Annotated in this window: 12 protein-coding genes; 8 read left to right on the top strand and 4 right to left on the bottom strand. The window is 35.2% G+C overall.

Features of this window, described 5'->3' with window-relative positions:
• The first annotated feature begins 88 nt into the window (after positions 1–88).
• Complete coding sequence (locus tag LPC21_RS10275; RefSeq protein ID WP_229317206.1) at positions 89–493, top strand: acyl-CoA thioesterase; 405 nt, start codon at positions 89–91, stop codon at positions 491–493.
• Between the two features lie 20 nt (positions 494–513).
• Here LPC21_RS10275 and LPC21_RS10270 read toward each other — a convergent pair whose 3' ends face one another.
• From LPC21_RS10270 to ribD, 3 genes are read right to left on the bottom strand one after another with little or no spacing between them, the layout of a single operon-like run.
• Positions 514–1,143 carry an IMPACT family protein gene (locus LPC21_RS10270; protein WP_229317205.1) on the bottom strand — a complete coding sequence of 210 codons (630 nt, stop codon included), beginning with the start codon at positions 1,141–1,143 and terminating at the stop codon, positions 514–516.
• A gap of 14 nt (positions 1,144–1,157) precedes the next feature.
• Positions 1,158–1,760: an HAD family hydrolase gene (locus LPC21_RS10265; RefSeq protein WP_229317204.1), complete on the bottom strand. Its 603-nt coding sequence runs from the start codon at positions 1,758–1,760 to the stop codon at positions 1,158–1,160.
• Entirely contained in the window at positions 1,753–2,796 is a 1,044-nt protein-coding gene (gene ribD, locus LPC21_RS10260) for a bifunctional diaminohydroxyphosphoribosylaminopyrimidine deaminase/5-amino-6-(5-phosphoribosylamino)uracil reductase RibD (protein ID WP_229317203.1), read from the bottom strand. The genes LPC21_RS10265 and ribD overlap by 8 nt, the downstream gene beginning before the upstream one ends.
• Before the next feature lie 102 nt (positions 2,797–2,898).
• Between ribD and LPC21_RS10255 the strand changes: the two genes are divergently transcribed.
• Both LPC21_RS10255 and prmC read left to right on the top strand, forming a co-directional pair.
• On the top strand, positions 2,899–3,384 hold the full coding sequence (locus tag LPC21_RS10255; RefSeq protein ID WP_229317202.1) for a GNAT family N-acetyltransferase: 486 nt from the start codon (positions 2,899–2,901) through the stop codon (positions 3,382–3,384).
• A 10-nt stretch (positions 3,385–3,394) separates the two neighbouring features.
• Positions 3,395–4,240, top strand: coding sequence for a peptide chain release factor N(5)-glutamine methyltransferase (gene prmC, locus LPC21_RS10250; RefSeq protein WP_229317200.1), 846 nt, complete (start codon positions 3,395–3,397; stop codon positions 4,238–4,240).
• 49 nt (positions 4,241–4,289) lie between these two features.
• Here prmC and LPC21_RS10245 read toward each other — a convergent pair whose 3' ends face one another.
• On the bottom strand, positions 4,290–5,531 hold the full coding sequence (locus LPC21_RS10245) for an ABC transporter permease (RefSeq protein WP_229317198.1): 1,242 nt from the start codon (positions 5,529–5,531) through the stop codon (positions 4,290–4,292).
• Between the two features lie 159 nt (positions 5,532–5,690).
• Here LPC21_RS10245 and hisS point away from each other — a divergent pair, with 159 nt between their 5' ends.
• From hisS to LPC21_RS10220, 5 genes are all read left to right on the top strand, one after another.
• Complete coding sequence (gene hisS / locus LPC21_RS10240; protein ID WP_229317196.1) at positions 5,691–7,061, top strand: histidine--tRNA ligase; 1,371 nt, start codon at positions 5,691–5,693, stop codon at positions 7,059–7,061.
• 294 nt (positions 7,062–7,355) lie between these two features.
• Positions 7,356–7,934, top strand: coding sequence for a nucleotide exchange factor GrpE (locus tag LPC21_RS10235; protein ID WP_229317195.1), 579 nt, complete (start codon positions 7,356–7,358; stop codon positions 7,932–7,934).
• Positions 7,935–7,966: 32 nt separating this feature from the next.
• Positions 7,967–9,082, top strand: a complete 1,116-nt coding sequence (gene dnaJ / locus LPC21_RS10230; RefSeq protein WP_269807772.1) for a molecular chaperone DnaJ — start codon at positions 7,967–7,969, stop codon at positions 9,080–9,082.
• 145 nt (positions 9,083–9,227) lie between these two features.
• A complete protein-coding gene (locus LPC21_RS10225) occupies positions 9,228–10,151 on the top strand; it encodes an ABC transporter ATP-binding protein (RefSeq protein ID WP_229317194.1) in 924 nt (307 codons plus the stop codon).
• A gap of 7 nt (positions 10,152–10,158) precedes the next feature.
• Complete coding sequence (locus LPC21_RS10220) at positions 10,159–11,475, top strand: ABC transporter permease (RefSeq protein ID WP_229317190.1); 1,317 nt, start codon at positions 10,159–10,161, stop codon at positions 11,473–11,475.
• The last annotated feature ends 28 nt before the right edge of the window (positions 11,476–11,503 follow it).

Here is an 11,503-nt window from a genome sequence, read left to right as displayed (position 1 = left end):
TCTTTTAAAAAAAATTATTCATTATATTTTTTGTAAAAATATTGTTGTATGTGGCTTTTTAGAATGAATAAAAATTAAATAATAAATAATGAAAGATCATCAAATTCAAGTTCGTGTTCGCTACTCTGAAACAGACCAAATGGGGGTAGTTTATCATGGAAATTACATTCCTTATTTTGAAATGGGTCGAGTGGAATGGCTTAGAAATAAGGGGGTTTCGTATAAAAAAATGGAAGAAGAAGGAATTGCGCTTCCCATTGTTTCTATGAATATTAATTATAAAAAATCAGCACGATACGATGAGTTGCTAACGGTTCACACAGCTTTCAAAAGTCAATCTTCTGTCAAGATAGAATTTGATTGTAAGATTTTTAATGAATTGAATGAGTTATTAACAACTGCCGAATTTATATTGGTTTTTGTGTCGCTAAAAACGGGTCGCCCAATAGCCCCTCCAGATTATATTTTGGATCTTCTAAAAGATATGGAATAAATAGATTATTTATTGCTTATTTATAAGCGTTTTATTTCAATTTCAAATAAATTATCAAAAATGTCGAATATGAATTCGGCATTTTTTTTTCGGGTTTTGATCTCGATTTTGCCCATTGCAATTCCAGAATTTTCGTCTAATTCCATGGTTTGAGTTACTATGTCTAGTTTCTTTTCTTTGATCACCCGCATTACTTTGTTCATGTTTTTATAATCAAATGAAATCAAAAAAGGAGTGTCGATTGTTTTTTCAATGATTTCAGCTTCTTCTAAAACTAATTGAGCTGCGGTTTTGTAAGCTGTAATTAGTCCGCTTACGCCTAATTTGATTCCGCCAAAAATTCGTACCACCACCAAAATGACATTGGTCAATCCAAACGATTGAATTTGTCCGTAAATAGGAGCCCCTGCTGAATTGTTTGGTTCACCATCGTCATTGGCTCTATAGCTTATTTTTTCTGTCCCAATTTGGTAGGCATAACAATAGTGTACTGCATGTGGATGCTGTTTTCGTAATTGCTCAATGATCGGTTTTACTTCTTCTTCTGATTCAATAGGAAAGGCATAGCCATAGAATTTGCTGCTTTTTTCTTTGAAAAGTATTTCATCAGTCGCTTTTGCAATGGTAGTATAGGTATCTTTGATTTCCAAAAGGGAATTTTATTCTAAATTATTTTTTTGTCGAAAAGCGTAATGACATCTTCTTTTCCTACCTGAAGATTCCATACGTGTAAGCCTAAAGCTTTGGCAGCATCAGTATTGTCTTTTTTATCATCAACAAATAAAGTACGTTTCGGTGATAATTCGTGACGGTTGATAAGAGTAGTGTAGATTTCAGCATCGGGTTTTCTCATGCCCATTTCATACGAAAAATAGACCTTTTCAAAACATTGGTAAAAGTCACCGTAAAACGATGCGCCTTCTCTTTGCTCAAAATGGTCAATATGAATAGCGTCCGTATTACTCAATAAAAAGAGTCGAAATTTTTTAGAAAGTAATTGTAAAAATTCCAAACGATACAGAGGAAAATCCAATAGTACAGCATTCCAAGCCATCAAAATTTCATCAATTGTGGCATTTGGAATTTGTTTTTGGATGCCTAACAAAAAAGCATCTCTTGAAATTTGTCCTTTTTCAAATGAGATATTCAATCGGTCCAAATCTTCGTTCCAAGAAGATAATCCCAAACGTTCCAAACCTTCAATAGTGGCTTGTTTGTCCAAATTGATGAATATATCTCCAAAATCAAAAATAATAGTATCAATCATAATTTCTAATTATTAGTAATTCATCGGTTCCTATTCTTTCTTTTGTTGACAAAGAAGTATTCAAAACGGGCGCTTTTTTACCGGTTCCAAAGGTAGAATTTCCAATAAATATGCGTGCTTCATCCCAAAGAGTAGCATCAATAAAAGTTTGCAGTGTTTGAGCGCCACCTTCAATGATAACCGATTGAATTTGGTGTTGGTATAATTTTTCAACAATTTGTGGTGCTATATTTTGTTGAAAATCAATCACTTCAACAATTGTATTTGCTGAAGATGGTATCGAATTCTCATTTGAAAACACAATAGTTTTGATTTTATTATCCCATATATGAGCTGTTTTGGGAATGCGATTGCGTTGATCGATTACAATTCTGATAGGATTGTTGCCTTCCCAGTCTCGAGCATTTAATTGGGGGTTGTCATCTATAACGGTTTGTGTACCCACCAAAATTGCTTGCTCCTCGGTACGCCATTTGTGTACTAATTGTCTCGATTGTAAATTAGTAATCCATACGGGTTTCAGTTCCTCTTTTTCTGTAGGTGCAATAAAACTATCTTGGGTTTGTGCCCACTTTAAAATAATATAAGGTCTTTTCTTTTCGTGAAACGTAAAAAAGCGTCGGTTAAGTTCATAACATTCTTTTTCTAAAACGCCCACAACAACATTGATACCAGCCTCATGCAAACGTTTAATGCCATTTCCTGCTACTTTAATATTGGAATCAACCGTTCCAATAACGACATTCGGGATTTTATTTTTGATAATTAAATCGCAACAGGGAGGTGTTTTTCCAAAATGACTACATGGTTCTAAACTTACATATATAGTAGCCTTGTCTAATAAAGAAGGATTTTTTACAGAATGAATGGCATTAACTTCGGCATGAGGTTCGCCCGCTTTTTGGTGCCAGCCTTCGCCAATAATTTCCCCATTATATACAATCACACTTCCCACCATTGGATTAGGATAGGTAGTACCAAAACCATTTTTGGCGAGTTCGATACATCGAGCAATATACTGTTCGTGATTGTCCATTTGACAAAAGTACTACTTTTTAGCTTTCCGATTTATGGGATAAGTTTCGAAAATTCTAATAAACAATAGTTACTTTTGCGATTCAACTTAGTTTTTTCACAAATGAATAATTGGCATATCAGGAAAATTGAAAAAAAAGACAATGCGGCAGTAGCTCAGTTAATACGCGCGGTTTTTGACGAATTGAATATTCCAAAAGTGGGTACTGCTTATGAAGATCCTTATTTGGATTTGATGTACGAGGAGTACAATAAACCAAGATCGGTTTATTTTGTAGTTGAACAGGAAGGGAAGATTAAGGGGGCTGCTGGAATAGCTCCTTTGGAAAATGAATCGCCAAGTATTTGTGAATTGCAAAAAATGTACTTCTTACCTGAAACGCGTGGCAAAGGAATCGGAAGCGAAATGATGGCAATTTGTTTGCAATCTGCTAGGGAGTTTGGTTTTGAAAAATGTTATTTGGAGACCATGCCGTTCATGCATGCAGCGCAAAAACTATATAAAAAATCTGGTTTTGACTATTTAGATGCCCCAATGGGTTGCACAGGACATACCAGTTGTCCCGTTTGGATGTTGCAAGATTTGTAAAACGAATAGCATGACTATAAAACACTACCGAGACTATTTTATTCAAGAACTAACTCCACTATATGATGTTGGAGAAGCTGAAAGTTTTTTCTATCTCACACTAGAAGCGAAACATCAGCTAAAGAGAGTTGATTTGGCTTTGCAACCTGATTTGGATTTTTCTGAATCAGAATTGAAAATTTGGAGTTTTATTTTGGATCAACTTAAAAAGGAAATTCCTATTCAATATATTCTAGGAGTCACTAATTTTTACGGATTAGAGTTTGAAGTTAATTCAGCTGTTTTGATTCCGAGGCCTGAAACCGAAGAATTGGTAGATTGGATAATTCAAAGTTCAAAAGTACAGTCAAAGTTCAAAATTCTTGATATTGGAACAGGAAGTGGCTGTATTGCGATAGCATTGGCAAAAAATCTTCCGAATGCTCAAGTGTTTGCTTTAGATGTTTCTGAACAAGCCTTGACAACAGCCAAAAAAAATGCTGAAAAGAATCAAGTGCAACTATCATTTATTCACCAAAGTATTTTGGAAACCGAGGACTTGGCTCAAGAATTCGATATAATTGTCTCTAATCCGCCCTATGTGCGAGAGCTTGAAAAACATGAAATCAAGAATAATGTATTGGACAACGAACCGCATTTAGCGCTTTTTGTGGAGGATAATGATGCTCTTATTTTTTATAGAAAAATTGCCCAATTGGCCCAGAAAAATCTAAAATTAAAAGGTCAATTGTATTTTGAAATTAACCAATATTTGGGTCAAGAAACCTTGAATTTGCTTCAAGAAATGGGTTTCAAAAATTATGAGCTACGACAAGATATTTACGGCAATGATAGAATGATTCAATGTACGATTTAAGAATAATTGCGATTTACGAAATATCGTATATTCAAGATCGTAAATGACCTTATTCGTAACGCAAAGCCTCAATTGGATCCAAGACCGCCGCTTTAATGGCTGGATACAATCCGGATACAATCGCTACAATAAAACTGGTAATAAACGCTGCCATAATTGCTCCCCAAGGAATCACAAAGGCAAAATCCATAGCAGTTGCAATTCCGAAACCAATTAGAATTCCAAATATAATTCCGACCAATCCGCCTAATTGACCGATCAATAAGGTTTCGATAAAAAACTGAAAAGCAATAGTCGATTTTTTTGCTCCTAATGCTTTTCGAACTCCAATTTCTCGAGTTCGTTCGGTTACCGAAACAATCATAATATTCATCAAAGCGATTGACGATCCTAAAACGGTTATTACTCCAATTAACCACGATGCTAGTCCTAGGTATTTAGTGATTCCAAGAATTCGATTAATTAAATCGTCAGAACGAACTACACCAAAATTATTGTCTTTCACAGGACTTAATTTTCGAACTCGACGCATGGTGCTGGTGGCATTGTCTATGGCTTGGTCAAGAAGTTCTTTTTTACTTACCATTATACTCAAACTATAGTTAATGCTAGGAGCTGTAAATAATGAACGAGCTACTTGAATCGGAATTAATACACGTAAATCTTGGCTGTTACCAAAAGTAGAACCTTTCTCTTTTAATACACCAATAACTTTAAATTTGGCACCACGAATAGAAATGATTTTATTAATTGGATTCACATCTTTGAGTAAGCCTTTTTCAAAATCAGATCCTACCACACACATATAGGTGTTATTGTCAATATCAAACCCATTGAAATTGCGTCCTAAACTGGTTTCTAAACCTGAGTTTGGAATAAAGTTTTCATCTACACCTACTACTGAAATTTCAGGATCTGTTTCAATTGCGCCAAATTTTACTTCCGCTTTGGAAGTAGCGGTAAATGATAGCGATGTTTCTGTGAATGGGTATTTAAATTTGTTTTGAAATGCTACTGCTTCTGGGTAGGAAATAATTGGATTGATTACTTCACGTTCATCGTTTCCTCTATTTCGAGTGGTATTTTCGTATTGATTGATGTTGAAGGTATTGGCGCCCATCGAAGCAAAGTCAGCTGAAATAGTATTCTCTAAAGCGGCTACAACAGTAAGGATTCCTACCAAAGCGGTAATTCCAATAGCAATAATCAACACAGTTAATATAGTGCGTAACAATTGAGTTCGAACCGAACCAATTGCAATCTTAACGTTTTCTTTGAATAAATTTAGCATAGTAGCAATTTGTCACGAAAATACAATTTTTGTTACAAGTTTGCTTCAGAAGAGCGGTTATTTATTTTAAAAATAAGATATTTGCATTGCATTTTGCATCCAGAAATTCAAAGTATAAAAGTACATCGTACAACCTATATCGTAAATCGTACATAAATAATGGCATCAAAACCAAGTATTCCAAAAGGAACCCGTGATTTTTCACCTGCCGAGGTGGCAAAGCGTCAGTATATCATCCAAGTGATCAAAAGTAATTTTGAGAAATTTGGTTTTCAACCGATTGAAACTCCTTCTTTTGAAAATTCAGAAACCTTAATGGGAAAATACGGTGAAGAAGGTGATCGTTTGATTTTCAAAATTTTGAATTCAGGGGATTATTTGGCAAAAGCCAATGCCACTCATTTAGAAGCCAAAGACAGTACGAAATTGACAGCAAGTATTTCAGAAAAAGCCTTGCGTTATGATTTGACTGTGCCATTTGCTCGTTACGTAGTCCAACATCAAAACGAAATAGAATTCCCTTTTAAACGGTATCAAATTCAACCTGTTTGGAGAGCTGATCGCCCACAAAAAGGACGTTTTAGAGAATTTTTTCAATGTGATGCCGATGTGGTAGGTTCGACCTCTTTATGGCAAGAAGTGGAACTGGTTCAGTTGTATGATGGTGTTTTTACGGCTATAGGATTAAATGGTGTAACCATTAAAATAAACAATAGAAAAATTCTTTCTGGCATAGCAGAAGTCATAGGTGCTTCAGACAAATTAATCGATTTTACAGTGGCTTTGGATAAATTGGATAAAATTGGTGAAGACGGCGTAAAGAAAGAAATGATAGAGAAAGGAATTTCAGAAACCGCGATTGCAAAGGTGCAACCCTTGTTTATCTTTACAGGTACTTTTTCGGAGAAAATCAACCAACTGTCCGGCTTATTAGCTGATTCTGTTGAAGGGATGAAAGGAGTAGAAGAGTTGCGTTTTATTTGTGATAAAGTAACAGCGCTCGGTTTGACAACTGCTATTTTAGATTTAGATGTTACTCTTGCTAGAGGTTTAAATTATTATACCGGAGCTATTTTTGAGGTGTCAGCACCTGCTGGAGTGGCTATGGGATCGATTGGCGGCGGTGGTCGTTATGATGATTTGACAGGTATTTTTGGACTTAAAAACATGAGTGGTGTAGGAATTTCTTTTGGTTTAGATCGAATCTATTTGGTTGTAGAAGAATTAGGATTGTTCCCCAATGCTGTAACTGCAAACTCTCAAGCGTTATTTATCAATTATGGTGAAAACGAAGCTTTTTATGCGATGAAAGCCATCAAAGAATTGCGTCAATCTGGAATAAAAGTAGAATTGTATCCAGATAATGCCAAGTTGGCTAAACAATTTCAACATGCAGATAAACGGAATATTCCTTTTGCGGTAATGGCGGGTGACCAAGAGATGAATTCCAATTCATACACTTTGAAAAATCTATCCACCGGAGAACAAAAGTCTCTAAGTTTAGATGAGTTAAAAAAAGTATTAGCATAAAAAAAGCTTCGTTTGATGAAAACGAAGCTTTTTCTGCTATTAGGTACTACTGAATTAATAATTATTAGAAACCAACCTTAATTTCAATTTAGGAATTCAATCCAAATTCTTGAATTGATTCGGATACAAACTTACTCCAATCCAAACCAAAATTGTCTTAAAATTTTATTAAATTTTACACTGTCCAAAAGTCTATTTTAAAGGCGATTTTTCAACAGATGACTGCCTTCGGAGTGACAATTTGACATTATTAAAGATTTGGCAGTACTTTTGCAATTCAAAGAGAAATAAAAAATGAAGTTTAAAAATATTTTTAAAAATACAAGTACAATGACTACTGAAAAAGCAGCAATCGATCAGGAATTAGAAGGAACGCCAGTGGAAACTCAGGCAAATGAGGAGCAAGCGAGTGTCGAAGAATTACCTGTTGAAGAACAATTAGCCTTAGATTTGGCAGCAGAAAAAGATAAATTTTTGCGATTATTTGCTGAATTTGAGAATTACAAAAGAAGAACTTCTAAAGAACGTATTGAACTTTTCAAAACGGCAAACCAAGAAGTCTTGTTAGCCATGCTTCCAGTTTTGGACGATTTTGACAGAGCTTTGGTAGAAATCAGTAAATCAGGCGATGAATCTTTGGTAAAAGGAGTAGAGCTAATTCATGAAAAATTAAAATCAACTTTGGTTGCAAAAGGTTTAGAGGAAGTTGAAGTAAAAGCGGGTGATGCATTTGATGCTGATTTTGCTGAAGCAATCACACAAATTCCTGCGCCATCTGACAAAATGAAAGGAAAAATTGTAGACGTTCTTGAGAAAGGCTACAAATTAGGAGATAAAATAATCCGTTTCCCAAAAGTGGTTATTGGTAACTAAACCAAATCGTATAATTTGGAATAATTGGAATTATGAAAAAAGATTTTTACGAAATATTAGGTATTTCAAAAGGGGCAGATGCTGCAGAGATTAAGAAAGCCTATAGAAAATCGGCAATAAAATACCATCCTGACAAAAATCCAGGGGACAAAGAAGCAGAGGAAAACTTCAAATTAGCTGCTGAAGCCTATGAAGTGTTGAGTGATCCTCAGAAAAAAGCTAAATACGATCAGTACGGACATCAAGCTTTTGATGGTGCAGGTGGTTTTGGTGGAGGTCATGGCGGCATGAATATGGATGATATTTTTAGTCAGTTTGGAGACATTTTTGGAGGTGGTTTCGGCGGCGGATTTGGTGGCGGAAGAAGTAGTGGACCTCGTCGTACTAAAGGAAGCAATTTGCGAATTAAGGTCAAATTGACTTTGGAAGAAATTGCCAATGGCGTAGAGAAAAAAGTCAAAGTAAAACGTAAAGTTCAAGCTCAAGGAGTATCATACAAAACTTGTTCAACCTGTAATGGTCAAGGTCAAGTAATGCGCGTGACCAATACTATTTTGGGAAGAATGCAATCCGCCTCGACTTGTCCAACTTGTGGAGGAACAGGTCAGTTATTAGATAAAAAACCTGCTGATGCAGATTCGCAAGGGATGATCCAAGAAGACGAAACAGTAGCGATTAAAATTCCTGCTGGAGTTGTTGACGGCATGCAATTGAAAGTTTCTAATAAAGGTAATGATGCACCAGGAAACAGTGTTCCAGGTGATTTGATTGTTGCCATTGAAGAAATTGAACACGAATTCTTGAAACGCGAAGGAGAGAATTTGCATTATGATTTATACATCAGTTTCTCGGAAGCGGTTTTAGGTGTCTCTAAAGATATTGAAGCAGTTAACGGAAAAGTAAGAATCAAACTAGAAGAAGGCATTCAATCCGGTAAAATTCTTCGTTTGAAAGGAAAAGGAATTCCAAGTTTGAATGGATACGGTAACGGAGACTTGTTAGTACATGTTAATGTTTGGACACCAAAAACCTTGAACAAGGAACAAAAGCAATTCTTTGAGAGTAATCTTGGGGATGATAATTTTGCTCCTAGTCCTGAAAAATCAGACAAGTCCTTTTTTGAAAAAGTAAAAGATATGTTTTCGTAGTTTTTTAATTACGTAATAACAATTATTTTCCCATCCTTGTTCTAAATAAGGGTGGGTTTTTTTATGTAACAAAACCAACTAATTAGGTACTAATTCTGTACTTTTACACACCCAAAGATTAAAGTGACTAAAAACCAAATTCAGTATGAGTAATTTACTTGAAGTTAATAATATAGTGAAGCAATACGGTGATTACGTAGCGCTAAACGAAGTTTCTTTATCGGTTCCTAAAGGTAGTATTTACGGACTTTTAGGGCCAAATGGAGCAGGAAAAACCTCCTTGATTCGCATAATTAACCAAATCACTTTACCCGATAGCGGTGAAATTATTTTGGATGGCGAAAAACTACAACCCAAACACGTCCAATACATCGGTTATCTTCCTGAAGAACGCGGTTTATACAAAAGTATGAAAGTGGGCGAGCAGTGTTTGTATTTGGCACAAATGAAAGGCTTAACCAAGGCCGAAGCCAAAAAACAACTCGATTATTGGTTTGACCGTCTAGGAATTCAAGGTTGGTGGAATAAAAAAATACAAGAGCTTTCTAAAGGAATGGCACAAAAAATTCAATTTGTAGTTTGTGTGTTGCACCAACCTAAATTGTTGATTTTTGATGAACCATTTTCTGGCTTTGATCCTGTGAATGCCAATATTATTAAAGATGAAATTTTAGCCTTGAAAGAACAAGGATCGACCATCATTTTTTCGACACATAGAATGGAAAGTGTGGAAGAATTGTGCGATGATATCGCTTTGATTCACCAATCCAATAAGTTGATTGAAGGTAAATTGGATGAGGTGAGAAAACAATACCGAACCAATAGTTTTGAAGTAGGAATTCTGACTGACAATGTAGAAGGATTGATGTACGATATTACTCAAAAATTCACCTTGACACCAGCTCAATTCAAATCTTTGAATAACGAATTGAAATTAGAAGTGCAACTAGGAACTGCCAGTCCAAATGAGTTGTTGCATTTGCTAACACAACGTGGACAAGTCACTCATTTCATGGAAAAAATTCCAAGTGTCAATGATATTTTTATTCAAACAGTAACCAGTAAATAATAGCCAAATGAGTATCATTTCATTAATTATTAAAAGAGAATTTATTGCCAAGGTGCGCAATAAATCTTTTATTGTAATGACTTTTTTAAGTCCGTTACTATTTGTAGGTATTGCAATGTTTGTAGGTTATTTGAGTTCCATGAAAGCGGATACACGACAAATTGCGATTCACGATGAATCAGGTGAATTTGTCAATGAATTTCTCGCCCAAAACAAATCGTCTGAAGAATATAACTATCAAGATGTATCGTCGATTGAATTGCCAACACTCAAAAAAAGTGTTGAAGACAAAGCTTACGAAGGCGTTTTGTTCATTCCGAAAGTAAAAAATAATGACGCTTTAGAAAACGAAATTCAATTCATTTCAAACGAAAGTCCTAGTATATCTTTTATCGAAAAAACGCAAGATATTATTGCAAAGAAAATGACATTGGCCAATTTAGAAGCAGCGCATTTGGATACTTTAGCAATTCATCAAGCGGAAGCCAAGGTGACAATTAATTTAAAGAAAGCATCTGGAGAACAAAGTTTGAAAGGCTTAAACGAAATCAAAATTGCTATTGGAGGCGCTTTTGGTTATTTGATTATGATGTTTATCATTATTTATGGGAATATGGTGATGCGTTCGGTGATTGAAGAAAAAACCAACCGAATTATAGAAATTATCATTTCTTCGGTAAAGCCATTTCAATTGATGATGGGAAAAATCATAGGCACTTCTTTAGCAGGAATTCTGCAATTTTTTATTTGGGCTATTATTGGATTGAGTTTGTTGTTTTCGGCATCGGTATTTTTGGGTGCCAATGTTGGCGCTACCAATCAAATTCCGCCCGAAATGATGCAATCAGCACAAAATGAGTTAGCAACAACTGCCCAGCTATATGTAGCTGAAATTTTGAATTTGCCTATTGCTGCGATTTTAAGTTGCTTTGTTATTTATTTTATCGGTGGCTACTTTTTGTATAGTTCTTTTTATGCAGCAATCGGAGCAGCTGTGGATAATGAAACCGATTCACAACAATTCTTATTGCCTATAATTATGCCTCTGGTATTAGGAGTTTACATCGGATTTTTTACCGTAGTAAATGATCCTCACGGTACTGTCGCTACTATTTTTTCTATGGTACCACTCACTTCGCCTATTGTAATGTTAATGCGTATTCCGTTTGGCGTACCTTTGTGGCAAATTGCACTATCAATAACACTATTATTTGCCACTTTCTTTTTAGTAGTTTGGTTTGCTTCTAAAATTTATCGTGTCGGTATTTTGATGTACGGCAAAAAACCGACTTGGAAAGAATTGTATCGATGGCTGAAGTATTAATGTGTATGAGTTTAAAAGGTTATAAGTT

It is taken from the genome of Flavobacterium ammoniigenes (assembly GCF_020886055.1).
GTDB classification, from domain to species: domain Bacteria; phylum Bacteroidota; class Bacteroidia; order Flavobacteriales; family Flavobacteriaceae; genus Flavobacterium; species Flavobacterium ammoniigenes.
This window is presented reverse-complemented; position numbering and strand designations above follow the sequence as displayed.

Bases quoted from the DNA above. Each gene is read 5' to 3' on its own strand.
- LPC21_RS10265 (WP_229317204.1), bottom strand. From the start codon at position 1,760: ATGATTGATACTATTATTTTTGATTTTGGAGATATATTCATCAATTTG.
- LPC21_RS10235 (WP_229317195.1), top strand. From the start codon at position 7,356: ATGAAGTTTAAAAATATTTTTAAAAATACAAGTACAATGACTACTGAA.
- hisS (WP_229317196.1), top strand. From the start codon at position 5,691: ATGGCATCAAAACCAAGTATTCCAAAAGGAACCCGTGATTTTTCACCT.
- prmC (WP_229317200.1), top strand. From the start codon at position 3,395: ATGACTATAAAACACTACCGAGACTATTTTATTCAAGAACTAACTCCA.
- LPC21_RS10225 (WP_229317194.1), top strand. From the start codon at position 9,228: ATGAGTAATTTACTTGAAGTTAATAATATAGTGAAGCAATACGGTGAT.
- LPC21_RS10255 (WP_229317202.1), top strand. From the start codon at position 2,899: ATGAATAATTGGCATATCAGGAAAATTGAAAAAAAAGACAATGCGGCA.
- LPC21_RS10220 (WP_229317190.1), top strand. From the start codon at position 10,159: ATGAGTATCATTTCATTAATTATTAAAAGAGAATTTATTGCCAAGGTG.
- LPC21_RS10275 (WP_229317206.1), top strand. From the start codon at position 89: ATGAAAGATCATCAAATTCAAGTTCGTGTTCGCTACTCTGAAACAGAC.
- LPC21_RS10245 (WP_229317198.1), bottom strand. From the start codon at position 5,531: ATGCTAAATTTATTCAAAGAAAACGTTAAGATTGCAATTGGTTCGGTT.
- dnaJ (WP_269807772.1), top strand. From the start codon at position 7,967: ATGAAAAAAGATTTTTACGAAATATTAGGTATTTCAAAAGGGGCAGAT.
- ribD (WP_229317203.1), bottom strand. From the start codon at position 2,796: ATGGACAATCACGAACAGTATATTGCTCGATGTATCGAACTCGCCAAA.